11 protein-coding genes and 3 pseudogenes are annotated in these 17,260 nt (G+C 58.8%); 4 read left to right on the top strand and 10 right to left on the bottom strand.

What is annotated here, in order from left to right; all coding sequences use genetic code 11:
* Nucleotides 1–2,832 precede the first annotated feature (2,832 nt).
* The 3 genes and pseudogenes from ACR9YP_RS11915 to ACR9YP_RS11905 all read right to left on the bottom strand — a co-directional run bounded on the left by ACR9YP_RS11915 (nt 2,833) and on the right by ACR9YP_RS11905 (nt 4,746).
* Complete coding sequence (locus ACR9YP_RS11915; RefSeq protein WP_438101875.1) at nt 2,833–3,009, bottom strand: hypothetical protein; 177 nt, start codon at nt 3,007–3,009, stop codon at nt 2,833–2,835.
* A 521-nt stretch (nt 3,010–3,530) separates the two neighbouring features.
* Nucleotides 3,531–3,889: pseudogene (locus ACR9YP_RS11910) on the bottom strand (PilZ domain-containing protein).
* A gap of 656 nt (nt 3,890–4,545) precedes the next feature.
* Nucleotides 4,546–4,746: a hypothetical protein gene (locus ACR9YP_RS11905; RefSeq protein ID WP_438101879.1), complete on the bottom strand. Its 201-nt coding sequence runs from the start codon at nt 4,744–4,746 to the stop codon at nt 4,546–4,548.
* Between the two features lie 1,412 nt (nt 4,747–6,158).
* Between ACR9YP_RS11905 and ACR9YP_RS11900 the strand changes: the two are divergent.
* A pseudogene (locus ACR9YP_RS11900) lies at nt 6,159–6,445 on the top strand (transposase); the annotation flags it as partial.
* Between the two features lie 118 nt (nt 6,446–6,563).
* On the opposite strand, the gene ACR9YP_RS11895 reads toward ACR9YP_RS11900, so the two are convergent.
* From ACR9YP_RS11895 to ACR9YP_RS11885, 3 genes are read right to left on the bottom strand one after another with little or no spacing between them, the layout of a single operon-like run.
* Nucleotides 6,564–6,803, bottom strand: coding sequence for a hypothetical protein (locus ACR9YP_RS11895; RefSeq protein ID WP_474218827.1), 240 nt, complete (start codon nt 6,801–6,803; stop codon nt 6,564–6,566).
* Complete coding sequence (locus tag ACR9YP_RS11890; protein WP_474218828.1) at nt 6,800–7,993, bottom strand: IS91 family transposase; 1,194 nt, start codon at nt 7,991–7,993, stop codon at nt 6,800–6,802. The genes ACR9YP_RS11895 and ACR9YP_RS11890 overlap by 4 nt, the downstream gene beginning before the upstream one ends.
* Nucleotides 7,994–8,002: 9 nt before the next feature.
* Nucleotides 8,003–8,863 carry a tyrosine-type recombinase/integrase gene (locus ACR9YP_RS11885; protein WP_249757261.1) on the bottom strand — a complete coding sequence of 287 codons (861 nt, stop codon included), beginning with the start codon at nt 8,861–8,863 and terminating at the stop codon, nt 8,003–8,005.
* A gap of 106 nt (nt 8,864–8,969) precedes the next feature.
* Between ACR9YP_RS11885 and ACR9YP_RS11880 the strand changes: the two are divergent.
* Together ACR9YP_RS11880 and ACR9YP_RS11875 are read left to right on the top strand one after the other, a co-directional pair.
* Nucleotides 8,970–9,773 (top strand): annotated as a pseudogene (locus tag ACR9YP_RS11880) (IS5 family transposase); the annotation flags it as partial.
* Nucleotides 9,773–10,117 carry a hypothetical protein gene (locus ACR9YP_RS11875; RefSeq protein ID WP_235542581.1) on the top strand — a complete coding sequence of 115 codons (345 nt, stop codon included), beginning with the start codon at nt 9,773–9,775 and terminating at the stop codon, nt 10,115–10,117. The pseudogene ACR9YP_RS11880 and the gene ACR9YP_RS11875, both read left to right, overlap by 1 nt.
* Before the next feature lie 190 nt (nt 10,118–10,307).
* Here the strand turns inward: ACR9YP_RS11875 and ACR9YP_RS11870 are convergent, their stop codons facing one another.
* Genes ACR9YP_RS11870 through ACR9YP_RS11860 form a run of 3 tightly spaced genes read right to left on the bottom strand, consistent with a single transcriptional unit; the run spans nt 10,308 to nt 14,112 of the window.
* Complete coding sequence (locus tag ACR9YP_RS11870; RefSeq protein ID WP_474219867.1) at nt 10,308–12,086, bottom strand: FAD-dependent oxidoreductase; 1,779 nt, start codon at nt 12,084–12,086, stop codon at nt 10,308–10,310.
* 32 nt (nt 12,087–12,118) lie between these two features.
* Entirely contained in the window at nt 12,119–12,949 is an 831-nt protein-coding gene (locus ACR9YP_RS11865) for a phosphoenolpyruvate hydrolase family protein (RefSeq protein WP_474219865.1), read from the bottom strand.
* Nucleotides 12,950–12,954: 5 nt separating this feature from the next.
* A complete protein-coding gene (locus tag ACR9YP_RS11860; protein ID WP_474219863.1) occupies nt 12,955–14,112 on the bottom strand; it encodes a Tm-1-like ATP-binding domain-containing protein in 1,158 nt (385 codons plus the stop codon).
* Nucleotides 14,113–14,836: 724 nt separating this feature from the next.
* Here ACR9YP_RS11860 and ACR9YP_RS11855 point away from each other — a divergent pair.
* On the top strand, nt 14,837–15,442 hold the full coding sequence (locus ACR9YP_RS11855) for a hypothetical protein (RefSeq protein WP_474219861.1): 606 nt from the start codon (nt 14,837–14,839) through the stop codon (nt 15,440–15,442).
* 9 nt (nt 15,443–15,451) lie between these two features.
* Here the strand turns inward: ACR9YP_RS11855 and ACR9YP_RS11850 are convergent, their stop codons facing one another.
* Nucleotides 15,452–17,227, bottom strand: coding sequence for a phosphoenolpyruvate hydrolase family protein (locus tag ACR9YP_RS11850; protein WP_474219859.1), 1,776 nt, complete (start codon nt 17,225–17,227; stop codon nt 15,452–15,454).
* Nucleotides 17,228–17,260 lie beyond the last annotated feature (33 nt).

Raw genomic sequence — 17,260 nt, 5'->3', positions numbered from 1 at the left:
GGCTCACTGAGGTTCGGCCGGACGATTGTTTGTCCTTTCTATTTTCCAAACTATTTTGAGGCAGGTGATGTCCAGGACGCGTCAGATTGATTCTTCTGCTATTCTGAGCGAACGGCTCCGAGCGCTTGTGGCGGAGCTTAGAGAGGTGGAGAAGCTTCGAAGTAAGCTCCGGCATGTAGAAGCGAGAACGATGGGCAGAAGACGGCGCACCAAAGCGAGCGGCAGATCGAGAGCAGTTTAGAGATCCTCCGGGTCCGAAGATAGATTCGCGTTCGCTCACTCGCGCGATTTCCATGCATGGATCACCCGCGATCATCGCATCTGCCATTATTTAGAGAAATGCTGGTGCCTTCATCCCGCAGCCAGCCTCGCCGATTGTGCCCTGCAAAATGTCGCACCCTGCCGGGCTGGCGTGCCTGACAATGTGCAACCTAACGCGGCGGTGAGACTGGGCGTCTATTCGGGACGCAGCCGTCACTCCCATTTTCGTTCGACGTTGCACCTCGAAATATAGCAACCAGTCGATCACCTTCCCAAAGCTCAACGTCATGCCCGCCATCCATTTGCTCGGCTCGACGTCTCGCGGCCTGTTCGTCAATGCAGTCGAGTTTTGCGGCGCAGATCACTCGCCGCCTGCTGTCCACCACGAACACTTTGTAGCGCATGATGCAGCCCCACTCCGAAAGGGACCGTCATCGTAATCGAATGTCCGTCTAAGGCAGTGCCAAACCACGTGCGGGCCCGCGGAACCTTTGTACGTGTGGCAATTCGGCAATACCAGCTCCTGGGAATTCATCCCTCGCTCGGCGGCGAGCCCAGGTACCGTGCCTAGCATATCGAGCTACCTCAGCGGCGTAATCTCACCGCGTATCGAAGCGTGCGGCTCAAGCTTCGAGTAGCTACCAAATGCGATCAGCAACACACCGAGCCAGGCCGTCCAGCTGCGCGCTTCGTCGTGCGCCTCTCGCAACGCGCGCGCTCACCGGCATAGCTTGAGGTGAGTCGGCGGGCGCGGCGAGAAGCTGCTCAACCTCGACTTGGCCCGGCATACGCTCAAATCTGGCGGCGCGATGGATTCATTGTGCTCCTGACGCGAGATCCAGGTCCGAATGCGAGCCAACTCCAGCAGCTCACGGTCGAGCCTCGGCGATCGCCGGACATCACGCCTTTGGTTCCCTATGCGATCCACTGCTGTCTTATTCGTGCTGAGGTGCATCGGATGTTAAGGGTTGGTTTAGTTCCCGGCATGATCATTGGGGACCACAAGGGGCGCGAGCATGAAATTGCACCATGCCAATACCTTGGAAAGGATCGACAAGGTCGCGGATCACGACAGTGGCGGGGCAGCAACGTGCCCCGTCACTCTCGACCAATTGGATTTCTCGACCTCCAATCGCGACGAGGTCCTGGCCCTACTTGCGCGAAGCGGTCAGTCACAATCCATTATTTGGCTCGTCGTGGTCGCATTGGCCGCGGGCTTTGGATTGGGATGGGCTGGCGCTCGGTACGGTCCCGCAACCATCTCGGCTCTCAACCAAAGTGCTCAGATAGAAACGGCTTCGCGCCGCATGCCGGACACAAAGCCAGGCGGTAAGGCCGAAAGCACCCGAAAGGTGTCATCAGGATCAGGCTCGCGAACACCGCCTGGTTTAGGTCAACCCTCCACACTCAGCGCGAGCCTTGCTCCGAAGCCTCTAGCCAAGGCGGCGAGTGGGGTGCAATCGGCGGAGGCTTCGAACCCAGCTTCTTCGGGTGTCGAGACGGACATGTCTGTGACGGGCTCGGTCCAGCCTACAGGGCCGCTCCTGTCGGTCCCCGACACAAGGCCGACGACTATTGAGGGTTGGGCAGTCCTTGACGTTCGCGGTGGAACGGCGGTGCTCGAAGGACCCGATGGGATTCGAATGGCGGCACGGGGCGACATAGTCCCCGGCATCGGGCGAGTCGACTCTATCGTGCGTTGGGGCAACCGCTGGATAGTTGCAACAGCGAGCGGACTAATCTCGACGCGATAGACGTGCGCGCTTTCGGCAAAAAGGCACGGCACCATTTTGATGCATCGTCGAAATTACCGCTAACACCAGACTTCAAACGATTAGCTGCCATTCGTCACTCCCGGCATTCGGACAGGCGGCAAAGGCGCCTTTACATCTTGAAGAAGCCGATATCGCGCCGCAGTCTAATGGTTATCCTTTAACCTGCCCTCAATTTTCCAATCCGTGTGGTCGCCGACATTCATCGCGATGCGAACTCGAGCGGCCGGCATGTGGGCTATGATTGCGGCCGAAGCTGCCCTCGAACGCACCAAGAGGATCGCCAAGGGCAGCGGTACGTTGGACGCCTCAGGAGCTTAGGGAAGAAACTGCACGACAGCTCACAAAGCAGCAGACGGCGAATGTCCTCACTGCGTCTCGCATAGAGCCCAATGAAATCGGGCGGTGGTCTCGCGAAATAATTCGTTAGCTCCTCTGTGCCTAATCTTGGAACGTGCCGCCCACCGTCGATTGCGGCACATGGAATGGGAATGCCGGCCCCGGCTGCTTACCCCATCCTGCGGCTGGGGCCGTGTTGAACTTGCTCAGCATCGTTCAATCCAGGCCACAACTATGCTTAGAGGCATTGCTATCGCGCTATTTGGAATGGGCATCTTCTCTCAGCTTGATGGAGCGCTCTTCAGGGGGCGAAATACTGAGGCCGCGATCAGGCTTATCCGGGAGATCAGCCGCGGGTTTGGTTTCTAGACGGGCGGTCATCGGAAATTCCAGGCCCGACAGCTCGGCTACGGCGGATTGGCCAATCCTGAATGCACAGTCTCAGTCCCCGGGCATAAGGCTACTTCGGCTCATGCTTGCCAGCCAACTCGCGAGCAGCCATGTTGAGCTCCAGCTCTCTGAGCTGTTCGATCAACTGCTCTATGATCTCGTCATAGTCGGATGGCGTCAAAGAATGAACGCCGCGCAATGCCAGCTGGTCCTGAAGAATCCTCACCATCATAGCTTTGACGCCCATGCGTCTTCATCCAAAAACTAGATCGTCACAAACGTCGATCACAACTCGACGCCGAACATTGCATGTGCAACGCAAGACTAGGAAAATGTATCCGGCGGAGGAAGAGCCGTCGCACCGCACTATTTCTTCAACAGTATTCCCTTCGTTCGCGCTATCCGCCCTACTGATCCGGCGTAGCCGCCTGATTCGGCGGCGATCGTCGATGCGCCAACGCCCTGCCTGCCCAGCGTGACCCAACCGTCGAACCTCCTGCGCAGCCCATTGCTCGGGCTTTGGTGTTTTCATGGGGTGCTCGACCTGCACAAATCGGAGAAGGTTTCGTCGTCGGCAACGATTACTTCGATAGGGGAGCTAGATAGTTTCGGTCGAGGACCGTCGGTCTTGTGGCGCCGTCGAACAGCACCGTTATGCCGCTCGTACGAATGCCAATTGCAACAACGGTCCCGGTCTTGTGGGCTAAGTGTGGGAACTGAACGATCCCAAGCCCGCTCATCCGGAAGCGACAGCCGACGATAAGCCTGTCAGTCTGCTGAGCGATCATGGGTAAATCCCGACCCGTCTGATTGTGAACCGACGAGACGCTTCTCTGCGTTCGTCTTACCCTTTGTCTTTGCTGTGACGAATTGAACTCCGACGTGAGACCCGTCCACCCAAATCAGCTCGCATCGTCGAAATGCCAGACCCGTGGACGACACAGCACCAAGAAGAATTCCTGTGCTTTCAGGGGGTCTGTCGAGCCTTCGACCTCAAGCTTGGCACCGCTTGCAGAGGCGTCGACAAGAATACAGCTGCGTCGCCACGTTCCATCGACACCCATGATGCTGACGGTATGCTTGTGTTCAAACCGAACACGGTACGCCTTTCGATTGTTGCCCGTCATCTGCAATCCCCAATTTCAAATCAGTCTCTCCAAATAAATGCGCCGCGTCCCTGCGCGCCTCTGCAATGAGCAAATCGATCTTCGCCGACTGAGCTAGTAGAGTTGTTCTGGTCATGTCATTCAGTTTGGTCTGTCCCACGATCGATCCGATGCAGCAATTCGCGAATTCAAGCATGAAGATGGCTCGATGGATGTCATCTTTTGTTTGAATTTCGAGCGCTTGAACTTGGGACAACAGAGCGGCGACGTTCGCTAGAATCTCAGGCAGTCTCTGGCACGAGGGACTTGCATCAGACTTTGCTTTGTGGGGTTGCCGAAAGTTTAGCACTGACGACATCGTCTCAAATCTCTATTGCGGGTCGGCGTGGTTGTGCCGAAAGTGATCAAAAAAGCGATGATGAGAAATAGAGCTATACGCGAGTACAACGGACAGGCCAACTCGGACTAGCCTTGCCATGACAATCATGGCCGCGCCGCTGTTCGGAATTTACGCCAAAGCGGTTGACAAACAGTTATGAGGTTGCGGGCGGCCGGTACTGTAGTATGCAAGTTGCATCGAGGACGCTATCGAAATTCGGCGAGCATGGCTCGCGGAATACGCTGGGCATCGGAGCCAAGTTGGCCAAGTAGCGACTAAACGCCAGACCGGACCCGAACTAGATCATCCCCTTCCTCGTGACCCGCAAGCTACGGACGTAATAGCCTTGTCGCTGAACGGTTGACCTAATCTCGTCGCTTACTTTGAGAATTCTTTTTCTGCTCTTGCGCCACTTTTTTGCAGAGTAAGCCCCCGGTATCGCGGAGCCTGCGCTTAGAACGAGCAAGTCACGCTTCCCATTGCGATAGACATCAAACACTTTTCGCCCCCGCTGATCGTATCGAAGTAAACACGAAATATGTTTTGGTCATTCCGATCGACCAGCCTACTACCCCGAACTGCTTTGCGGGTTGCAAATATGCAACGCTTCGCAACGATCTGCCTCACGGCGTTGCCTAGCCAGCGAAAGAGCGACAGCAAATAGCGGCTCACCGATATCAGCTTCACGCCTTTCAAGGAACCGGAAGCGCCGTTATCGCTTTTTGGGCTATTGGAGTGACAGACGGGCACGCCAAAACTTCATGCCGTCTCATAAGCGAATGATGCCTCACATACCAATGAGAATATCGTAAAGTACGGCATGGAATTAGGGGCGCATTCCTGCAGGTCCTCTGGTGCTCGATCTTGGCCACGTCAAGATCCGCAACCTTGCAACACTAATGAAGACTGCGCCGGCCGCGCTCCAGTGAGATGAAAGCCAGGGAGCGACAGGGTTGCTTTAGCAAAAAGCGATCTCGATGCCTGCCAGCGCCCACAACTCGTTGGCCGCCGATGTGCTAAAAGGAAGGTTCGGTTCCTCGCTAGTTCATTTTCCTGTTCACATGTTAGCTGAGCGTCTCAACACATAGCGCGGCAGTGCGGGTTGTAGCGGATGCCACAGATTTTGTTGGGTCTATGTCAACATGAAGTCCCTTACCCGAGATCGAGGCGCGAACCAATGCAGGCGCTCGCGGGAGACCGGTGCTTAGACACTGTATGCGAAGTACAAGTCTTCTTTGTAGTCGAAAATGTAAGCTTCAACGCCCGTGACGCTTACAGAAAAGTAAGATGACGTATCGTGATCGAAGCCGCAATACACTCCCGAGGCTTCCGGTTTGATCACTAAATGCGAACGCTCACCATGGTGGTACAGGTTCGGTAATGCGCCCGTAACATAGCAATGCCTGCCGTGGTCGTATGCGCTAACGAGGCCGTCTCGTACGCGCACGCTCATCCTGAGAGATACAGAGGCTTCGAATTCATGAACGCGGACGATAGCGCGTCCGAGAGTGTGGGCCAAGGCAACCGCAGCCACGGCAGCCCGAACGTGCACCTTCATGAATTTCCTATCGATGGGCGTTCAGAAAGGAAAGCGCGGCGGCCCGACGCGCGAACGCCTCAGGTGCCGCGCCAACTCCGCCCCGACATCACCCAGGATATCGGCGATGTTGACTTCAACGAAGCAAAGAGCATGCCCAGAGGGACCGGAGCGGGATTCAATAGCTGCTCCACTACCTGTCACGAAGACTCATATGTTGCAGCGCGACTTGCCTCGTGTGTGTGGCCGGCGGGGCGCCACAACGGATTGGAAACCGCCCCCGAGGAAGGTTTCTAGCAGGCCGTTGAAAAAAGGCGCTCGCCGCCGACCGGCGACCGTGATTCATTGGCTCCGACGAGATTCGGAGGTGGTGCGTGCGCGGCGGCGACAATCGAACGGCGAGCTGTTCAGCTACGTCGACCTGGAGGCGCGGGTGCGTCGTGATCATCCGCTGCGAACGATCCGGACGATGGTGAACGAGGCACTGTCGGCGCTGGAGCGGGAGTTTGCCGCGCTCTATTCGCCGATTGGGCGGCCGTCGATCCCGCCGGAGAAGCTGCTGCGGGCGATGCTGTTGCAGGCGTTTTATTCGATCCGCTCCGAGCGGCTTCTGATGGAGCGGCTGGAATACGACCTGCTGTTCCGCTGGTTCGTCGGAATACTGGAGGGTTCAAATAGGTCCCGCGTCGCAGATCTCGCCGCAAGTCCAGCGCGGGACCTATTTGAAGCTGGATTGAACGAAGCCGCGTCTTGTGAGCGAGGACCTATGGGGGCTCGATCTAGGCGCCGGTAGGCGCGATTGACCCGATGTCGGGCCCGCGAGCGAGTGTGGCCGCAGATTGCCGCTGATGTTGGCAGCAGAGGATGCCGGCGTCGATAGCGTCGAACGGCGCGTCAAGCCCAAGCGGCTGACTATCGCCCGTTCGCCGCGCGTTCTGAGCGTGCTTGATCGTTCCGACGGAGAACGTCGGCATGGCGATGCCTGCAGTGGGAGCGAACAAGTCGAGGTAGTCGGTCATGATGTATCGCAGCGAGGTGCTGCGCGTCGCGGCGTTTGCGCACGCGGCACAGGCCCAATCTCGACCATGCGGCCTCCGCAGATGGGGCACAAGTCGAGGCGGTGACCAATGAGGATGGCGCAGCGCTCACGATAGTCGACAGCTTCGGCAGGCGGAGGTGGTTGCGGCGCCTTTAGCGCCGCTCGGATGCGCGCGAGTTTGGCGACGCGGCAGGCGTTCGCCAGGAAGCCAAAATGACGGATGCGGCGAAACCCCTTCGGCAATACGTGGAGCAGAAAGCGACGGATGAACTCGTCAGTCTCGAGCGTCATCACTTTGGATTTGTTGCCGGCGCGATAATCCTTCCACCGGAAGCGGACGTGGCCCTGCTCACAGGTGATGAGCCGGCCGTTGGCGATCGCAACGCGATGGGTGTAGCGCCCGAGATACGCCAGAACCTGTTCTGGTCCGCCGAAGGGACGCTTGGCGTAGACGACCCACTTGACCTTGCGGAGGGCGTTTAGATGGCGGGCGAATGCAGCCGCTTCACTCAGGTGGTCGAGGTGGCCGAAGAACTGGAGCTTGGTGCTATCGAACGCCGCCTGGAGGCGCTCCAGGAATAGCCGACGATACAATCGTGACAGGACGCGAACGGGAAGGAAGAAGCCGGAGCGGCAGCCAACCCAGCTTCCATCAGGGGCAATCCCGCCGCCCGGCACGAGGCAATGGGCATGCGGATGATGCGTCAGGGTCTGCCCCCAGGTGTGGAGAATGGCGATCATCCCAGTCTCGGCACCGAGATGCTTCGGGTCGGCGCTGATGAGACGGATCGTCTCGGCCGCCGTCTTGAGCAGGATGTCGTAGACCACCGCCTTGTTCTGCAGCGCGATAGCGGCTACTGGCGCCGGCACGGTGAAGACAACATGGAAATAGGGGACCGGCAGCAGATCGGCTTGGCGATCGGCGAGCCATTGGGCGCGCGCGAGGCCTTGGCACTTTGGACAGTGCCGATCGCGACAGCTGTTGTACGCGACGCGAACCAGGCCGCAGTCGTCGCACCGCTCGACATGGCCGCCGAGCGTCGCTGTGCGGCACGCCTCGATGGCTGCCATCACACGGCGCTGGTCGGATGTGAGCCGAGAGCCCTGCGCGGTACGGAACGCAGCGCCGTGGCGGCGGAAGATGTCCGCCACCTCAAGCACGGGGCGCATATGCGCGGCTTAGTGGGGTGGGATCACCGTGATGGAGAGCCCATCGAATGGGCTGGTCGTGCGAGCGAGCAGATTGGTCGCAACCTGCGCGTAGCGGGCGGTCGATCCGAGGTCGGCATGTCCGAGCAAGACCTGAATGATGCGGATGTCGATCCCGCTTTCCAGGAGATGAGTCGCAAAGGAGTGCCGGAGCGTGTGGACAGTGATCGGCTTGGCAATCCGAGCGCGTCGGCGGGCGGCGCGGCAGGCCGCCTGGACGCAGCGGACGCTGACATGTTCGCTTGGGTCTTGGCCTGGAAATAGCCACAGCCCCGGCCGTGTTCGCGTCCAGTACGCACGCAGAATATCCAGCAGCCGAGGAGAAAGCATCGCGTAACGATCTCTGCCGCCCTTGCCGTTCTCGATGTGGATCAACATTCGCTTGCTGTCGATCGAGCTCACCTTCAGGCGTACGACCTCGCTAACCCGTAAGCCAGCCGCATAAGCCGTCGCCAGCACGACGCGGTTGCGCACCCCTGTAACCGCGTCCAGAAAGCGCTCGATCTCTTCGGCACTAAGCACGAGGGGGAGCTTGTCGGGCTTCTGGCCGCCGATGATCCGCTCGAATGCCTCCGTCTGCCCGAGTGTGATGCCGTAGAAGAACCGCAGCGCGCAGGCCACCTGATTGATGTGGGACCACGAACGCTTTTGGCCGATGAGGTGCAGTTGGTAGGCACGGACCTGCTCGAAACTCAACCGGTCCGGGGCGTCGCCGAAATGGCGGCTAAACTTTGCGATCGCATAGATATAGGATTGCTGAGTCGACGGCGACAGATTGCGGACCGTCATGTCCTCGATCATACGCTGCCGAAGAGGGCTCATCGTAGCCATCTGGGTCTCCTGTCTTGAGAGGGGTGGTGCGAAGACCAACATCCTCTCAGACAGGACACCTCAGTACAGCAGGCTTGCCTCCACTCCCGCGTAGCGGGTTCGTTCAATCGGCGTTGACGCCGCCGCCTGGGACCATTCGGTGTTCTCGAAGAACCGCGACCGGCTGCTGGAAGGCGACATCGCGGCCAAGTTCCTGGCGGCGGTGCTGGCACAGCTCAAGGTGAAGAAGCTTCTATCGAGCGATCACTTCTCGGTTGATGGCACGCTGATCGAGGCCTGGGCCTCGATGAAGAGCGTCAAGCCCAAGGACGGCTCGGACGAGCCGCCGGCGCAAGGCGGGCGCAATGCCGATGCGGACTTCCATGGCCAGAAACGCTCGAACGACACCCATACGTCGACCACCGATCCGGACGCCAGGCTCTACCGCAAGGGCAAAGGCAAGGAGACGAAACTGTGCTTCATCGGGCACGGGCTGATGGAGAACCGCCACGGCCTGCTGGTCGACGCCTGCCTGACGCAGGCCGACGGGCATGCCGAGCGGGTGGCCGCGCTGCACATGATCGAACCTCGTGCCGACCGGCCGACAGCGATCACGCTTGGCGCCGACAAAGCCTACGATGCAGAAGACTTCGTCAACGAACTGCGCTCGATGAACGTGACGCCGCATGTTGCACAGAACACCAGCGGCCGTAGTTCTGCGATTGACGGACGAACGACCCGGCACGGCGGCTATGCCGTCAGTCAGCGCATCCGCAAACGGATCGAGGAGGCCTTCGGCTGGATCAAGACGGTCGCCGGGCAAGAGAAGACCCGCTTCCGTGGCCGTGATCGCGTCGCATGGGCCTTTACCTTCGCTGCCACCGCCTACAATCTGGTGCGGCTGCCCAAGCTGATCGCGGAGACCGGCTGATGGCCAAGGTGCCCGGCTTCGCCAAGGCCTTTGTCGGCCGCTGGCGCATCGTCGAAATGGACAACTGGGACAGCGACTTCCTCGATCTTGTCGAAGAGGCGCATCTCACCTTCCAGGGCAAATCCAATGGCGAAATCGCCTTTGGGGCTCTCAAGGGCTTCCTGGACGTGCGCTACGGCACCCGCGACGGATCGGCCTGCGCGGAGTTCTCATGGGAAGGGCACGACGAGAATGATCCCGTCTGCGGTCGCGGATGGGTCATGATCGGCACTGCAGGCAGGCTCGTCGGCCACTTCTACATCCACAATGGCGAGGAGTCAGGCTTCGTTTGCGAACGCGGCTGAGTTCTTCAACAGCCTGCTAGATCAACGCCAGTGGGCTGTGTAGCACTTCTCGCCAGCTTGCGGGGCTTCAATCATGGAACAACCGAGACGTGCCACACTATGCTTGTGATGCTGCGTTGCTTCGATCGGATAGGCACTCGGCTTACTGTTTCTGCGACAGCATCACTGCGTGGCGCGGTGAACTTGATCGTCAAGTCCCCGAAGCCGCAGCTTTTTGCCCAAGCTGAGCTGATAGTACGATGCTGTTGACCGCGCGGTAGGCGAACACGATGGCCGGACCGATTGTGATGCCTGCCCCGGGATAGATTCCGCGCATTGGCGAGGTCATGTCGTTGCCGCAAGCATACAGACCTGAGATCGGCCAACCATTTCGGTCCAAGACCTTTCCGTAAGTATCAGTTGCCAATCCAGTCGCCGTGCCGAGCGTTGCCGGAACAATTGGCAGCGCTACAAAAGGGCCATTTCTGATCGGTCCGAGATTTGGATTTTTCGTTCCCAGCGCTGGATCGCCCAGCGTGCGATTAAAGGCTGATTCGCCGCGCTTGAAGAGCGGATCGCGTCCTTCGGCAGCGTGCGCGTTGTGTTCCTCGATCGTCTTCTGGAGCTCTCCGGCCTCCAGTCCCAACTGCTTCGCGAGTTCCGCAATCGTGCGGCCGACCTTTATGTAGCCGAGGCGCGCGTATTTACCGATGCTCAAGGTCCAGGGCCAGGGGAGTAAATGTCCCATGCCTCTCAGGCGAACGAAGTCCTGGTCGCAGATGAAGTAGAACCGCTTATCTGTCGGATATCCGCTTTTGAACATTGCGAGGCAAATGTCATGGTACGAGTTCGACTCGTTGACGAAACGACTTGCATTTGGCCCCACAGCAATGACGCCGGGACGGCCGCGATCGAGCCAGCCGTAGGGGACAATTTGCTCGGCGCTGCCGCTCCTCAATACCGACACCGGCGTCCAAAAGCCGGCTGAGGCGACATCATTGTCAATCGCAGCTCCGAGCTTTGTCGCAAGCTGAATACCGTCGCCGGTGACATCGGGATGGGCCAGCGTCTCGTTGTGCTGGTGGGCGCCGCTGAGCTGCGCTCTCAATTGCGCATTACGAGCAAAGCCGCCCGTTGCCAGAATCACTCCATGCGAGGCGCGCAGGCGAATATGAGAGTCGATCAGCTTGACGACTGCCCCGGTGACACGCCCCTCTTCCTTGATCAGCTCTATGAGAGGAGACGAGGGCCAGATTTCCACGCCGCGCTTGCGTAGGCTCACGAGCAGCCGCGCGATCAGGGCGTTGCCTCCGCTGAGCTCGGTGCCACGCCTGTAACTTAAGCGATCCCACGCGTACCGGCTGACGCGGCGCAAGACATGTTTCAGCGAAGTTAAAGATTGGAACGGGTTCAGGAAGCTTCGCACCTCGCCCGATGAGATCATCATTCCACCGAGCACAACGCGAATTGGGTCGCCCAACAACTCGAAGTCAGTGCCGAGAAGCCGCCCATCGTAGGGTGCAGGGCTCAGTGCGCGGCCCTTGTCTACCCCGCCGTTTTGGCTTGAATGATAGTCAGGGGCAGTCGAGAGCGTGAACTTGACCTCTGTTCCGTTCTCAAGTGCGGCGAGTGCAGTTGGGCCGTCCTCAAGATAGGCCTCAACAAAGCTCGCCCGATAGGAGGCGCCAAGTTCATGCTTCAGGTAGGTCCTCGCTTTCGTGAGCGAGTCATCGATGTTTGCGGATCGCGCCTGGGGTGAACAAGGAACCCAGATCATGCCATTCGACAGAGCTGTCGTGCCGCCAAGTCGCGGGGATTTCTCGCATACGGTGACGCGCAGTCCGGCCTTTGCCGCATAGAGGGCCGCCGACAGTCCGGCCGCACCGCTCCCGATCACGAGAACATCTGTTTCCCAATCATGATCCGGCCCGCTTCCTCCCGCCAATACCGCGGTCTTATGCTCAGTTGCTTGGCCCATTGGCTTGTCCATTTCGGTCCCGCTGCAATATCTTGCGATCAACGTCAGTGATTTCGCGCAAGCGGGACGGCCTTGAACTCCTCAGCGGCTGCCTTCACTGCCCGTTCGATTGGAATTCTTTCAATGGACGAAGCGCCGACGAACCCGACACACTGCGTCGATCGATAGACCTCGACCGTATCTTGCGGCTCCGCGATTGCCCCGCCGTGGCAAAGCAGGATCACGTCAGAGCGCACGCTTCTCGCCGCCGCATTGATGTCGTTGATGCGCCTGATCGCTTCTCGAATTGACTGCCCCTCTTCATGGCCCACGAGGCCGCCGCGCGTTGCACCAACATGGGGCACGATGCAATCAGCACCGATGCTTGCCATCGCTTTGGCGTCTTCTGGGCTCGCCACATAGGCCAGCGAGAAAATGTTCTTCTTGCGAGCCATCGCGATCATCTCGAGCTCGCGTTCGAAGCCGAGCCCGACGCGGCCGCGGCGATCACGCCATTTTTCGCCCATGGTGGAGATGGTCGGATAATTGATCACGCCGGAGAAGCCAGCAGCCCAGAACTTGTCAAGAAGCGCATTAAGATCGAGCCGGAGCGGATCCCAGGCTTCCACACCACCGATGACCGGCACGGAAGAGACGACATTGCGAATTTCCGCCGCAAGCTCAAGCGTACGCGCGTTGGAATCGCCAATCCGGCTCGTGGGAAGCCCCATGAGTCGCGACAGCCCGGTGCTGTAGACCACCAGCAGGTCGGCGCCTCCGAGGACGGCGCACTTGGCAACCAAGCCGCAACTGCTTCCAGCGGCAAGGACCGCTTTTTGCTCTGCGACTTGACTTGCAATCCTCGAAAGAATTTCGGCGCGCTCAAACATCCGCATCGCGATCAGTCTCCTTGTCCCAATTGTTTGAGGATCCATGTCGCGGCCGCCTCGGAGAATTCGGGATCGTTGATGTGGCAGTTCAGTTCGCGGATTGTGACTTTTGGCGGGAGATGGTTCTTGACCGCATCGAGCCAAGCCCGGTCGGCATCGGCGTTGCGAAAAATTCCGCCATCACGGTCGTAATCGGAAACACCTTTCGTTGGCCAAAGGACGATTGCAGGCCCCTCTGCCCGCGACAGCCGCTCGGCCGTGAGGCGGCCGATGCTCTCGTTCTCGGAAATGCTCGTGCGCATGAGCGTGGTATAGGGGGTATGCACGTAGAATTGGCGGCCGCGAAATTGATCAGGCACACTCGAAGGCGGACCAAAATTGACCATATCGACCGCGCCAGGCGCGATCACTTGAGGGATCAATTGGCGTGAAGCTGCCTTGAGTCGATCTGGACCAGCGCTCGCGGTCCCGCCGACGATTTCGTCAGCGAGCTCCGTTGTGGTGAGATCGATGACAGCGTCGAATTCGTCGGCCGCGATCAGCTGCTCCATTTTCCGGCCCCCAGCGCCATTGGCAGGAAAGACGATCGTGTCTACGCCGGCTTGCGCAAGGCGGGCCATGCACAAATTTGCCGCGGGCGTCGTCACACCAAAGGCCGTGATCGCGACGATCTTCTTGTTTCGTCTCGCTTTTGCCCGCCTGTAGTGCATCGCGGCGATGGCCCGCCCGGCATTTTCAAGTACCCTTTCAGTAAACGCGTTGATGCCGAAGAGATCGACCAGCGTCGGATAGAGAATAATGTCACTATGAACGGCCAATTCGGCGAGAAGCGCTGGTCTTGCACTGCTCACCAGCAGCTTGGGAAAGCCATAAGGCAAGTCAGATACGACGTCGCCGAAAGCCGCACTCCCCTTACCACCGGCAACGCCGATAATCGCGCTGATGGTGCCTGATGCCTGGAGATCATGAACATTGACGCGCGTTGTTGCGGCTATCTCTTTCAACAGCTCAGCGGGCGAAGCGACGCGATCGCGATTGCCATCAGCTTGCTTCGTCCTGCCTGCTATGCTCGAGGTGCCGACATCGATCAGAACGGTCTTGCGGCCGCAGGTCGCGATAATATCCGCAAGGTAAGACACTTCGCGCCCCTTGGTATCAAGTGTCGCCACGATCGCGACTGCGCCCGAAAGTTCGGACGGGCTACCATCGCGGACCGACCCCTGGGCGTCCGTGCAATGGTGAGACACGATTTTCCTCCCGGAACGTTTTTAACAACAAGAGGTCTAAACCGAGCTCAAACCGCGAATAAGAACGGCAGAAGGTCTAAATGGGTAAGGTTGGGTAGCACCTCCCTGGAAATTTGTTGTAGGGTTGCGCCCTCGTCTCGCGGCGCATGGCATCGGCACCCGCGCATTGTCGGTGGACGAGATTGTTGGCTCTCCACTGAGACGCGCACCGCGGCGTCGACCTGTCCTGACGCGCCGATGACAATGCCGACAGAAAAGGTGCCGCTGCTGGATTGCTCCAACAGCGGCTCAAGTCCAGGGAGGAGGCAGACGAACCGGTCTGCCAGCGGAGGTACAAATCGAGTCCGCTATGCGCGCTCGCCTGGGGCACAAAGTTGCTGTCAAGCTAAGCCTTTGCTCGCCCCCATGGTCGGAATTTCTACATCGCCGAACGGCACTTCAGGATCACGAATAACGGTGCGAGCTTGAGCGAGGCCTCGCTTGGAACGGGTTTGAAGAGGCCGTCGCGGCCCGAACCCGGTCGTGCGTCCAAAGTTGACACCCGATCTTCCTTCCGGAACATTCTCAACACAGGTTTGTCTAGACCGCTCTGACACGGCGTATAAGATCAGCGCCACGTCCAACTGGGTAGATTTGGGTAGAAGTGGTGAAAGCGACGCTTGTCGGCAAACTCGTCACGCACCTGTCGGCTGCACCTCAGAGCGCGACCGTAGAAGTCTACGCGCCGTCTTTGCGACGCCTTTCAGAAGGCTCCATGCTCGTCATGGCCACCTTGCCTGTCATTGACTGGAACGACTGCCTTTTGCAAGACTTGCGAACACTTCCCAAGAGGACATCCGATAATGTCTACGCCGCGATAGTCATGATCGATCCCTTCGCGTGCTGGGAGGATGTTGCCGAGTTGTTGAACGACGCTGGAATCAACGGGTTGATGAATTTTCCACCTGCATCCCTCATTGAGCGAGCAACCACTGGCGTGCCCGTTGACAGCGCACAGGAGCTCGAACTTCGGCGAATGGAATGGTTTGCACACCTCGGATTCAAGATCTTGTTCGCCGCGGGTCATCGTTCCGAAGTCGCAGCAGCCGAGAGGCGACTTGGCTCGCATCTCCAGGGCATCGTCCATCTGCCGGAGGAGGCTCTCAAACTGTCGATTGGGCGAGAGATGAAGCTGGTCGGCCTCAATGACCAGGATTCGTCAGTTCCGACGTTCGCGCTCCTTGATGGGACAGGCGCGATGCGAAAAAGGTGAAGACAGGAGCTACTCCAGGATTCGCAGCTTCTTGATCTTGTTGTATAATGTTTTTCTTGAAAGACCGAGAGACTTGGCGGTCTTTCCGCGGTGAAGCTTGTTGCGTTTCAAGCCTTCGATGATCCACTCGCGTTCGGAGAATGTAGCTGTCGGCTTGACGGATGATGACCCGGTCAATAGCGGCTTCAAGACATCAGCGGTAATATGCGTCTGCTGCAGAGTCACCAGCCGGTTGACGATCTGGCGTAGTTCCTTAAGGTTGCCGGGCCAATTGTGACCAGCGAGCACCAAGAACGCAGAATTTTCAATTGCGAGCGTCGGGGCGTTCGAGTCTCCCTTCGCCTCGACCGTGAAATGCTGAATGAGCTGCGGAAGGTCCTCCAGGCGGTCCGGCAAGGCGGGTAACTCAATATCGAGCCCGGCAAACAGGGCGAGAAGCCGGGGACATAGCACAGTTTGAAGGCTCGCGGCGCGAGCGACGGAAGCGGTTGCGATGATCCGCGCAGTAGAGCGCACAGTGGATACCCCGTTTAAGGGCATGAAAGCGCCGGCCTCAAGGTAATCGGCAAGACGCTCCTGCCCGTCCCGGGACAGCTGATCCAGATGCAGCAGCAACACGGCAGTATCGCTTGCACTTTCCAACAGTGACAGTTGACGTCGCCTATTTTCACTGCGCTCGGCCCCGAACAGCGCACCGATCGTATCGATTGCTGGCCCCGGCCGGCAATGAAACAGCGCCGGCTTGGTGTGTTTCCGATCACTGAAGGCATGAACAAGGCTCGCTATACGCCTTTTTCCTGAGCCCGTCTCACCCCAAACGAGCACGGGATTGGGATTGGCAGCCAAGCGTTTCGCAGTCTCGAGGACGCGCTTCATGATTGAGGACTGTGCGATCACTCCATGCTTGAACCCGCTCAACTGAAGCTGGCGCTCAAGGAGATCGACCTTCTCCCGCAGCAAGTGAATGGTCTTGAACCCTGAGGTGACTTCAAGGACTGACATTTCCAATGGGACGCGATCGAGCGAAGAGCCGCCGATGAACCCTTGGACACCAGTTTCGCGACAAATATCCAGCAATTCGTCGGGTTTCGTTATCGGTCCGCCACCCAGCAGGCAGATCGCGTTTCTGTTGATGGATTGAGCGACACGCGCAACAGCGCTCGTACGCGCAGCAAGCTCCGCCAGGCTAATCGACGGATCAGATCCGCTTTCCAGGCCGCGATTGAGATTGAAGTTGATACAGATGGCCTGAGTGCCAGCTTCGACCATCTGTTTTACTTCGGCCTGGGTCCGCGTATAACCAATGGTCATCAGCCCGCGCCTTGCGGCCTTCACCAGGAGCTCAATTTCCCGAGCGTAGCCGAGGCCGCATTTCTCAAGCAATGACCTCCTGTATCCATCGATGTGGATCACGGATGGAAAGTTGGTGACGCCGGAGAAGCCCCACCTGATGATCCGATCGAGCCAATGGTCAATATCGAGCTGCGGATCGAAGGTACAGGCTCCGAAAAATACCGGCAATTTCGTGCTGGGCAGGATCTCTGTTCGGCCGAACGCGGCCACGAATTCGTTGCAACTGCGGATAGGTAGAATTGAGGCCGGCGAAGAGCCACCCATCGCGCGAAAGCGGCCAGCATTGAGCGCAAGCACGAAATCCGCCCCTGCGCGTTCGGCAGCTCTCGCAGTCATGCCCGATCCGATTGCTGCCCCGAGCACAAACGAACGGGAATTCCGGAAGAACTGCCTGATCCCGCCGCCCTTTACCTGGTCCACCCGCGTGTGCATCCCGGCCCGCCTCCTGCAGGGCGGTTGCGAAGA

The organism is Bradyrhizobium sp. BR14999, from assembly GCF_056106085.1.
The sequence above is the reverse complement of the archived record's forward strand: the minus strand, read 5'-3'. Positions and strand labels throughout refer to the sequence as shown.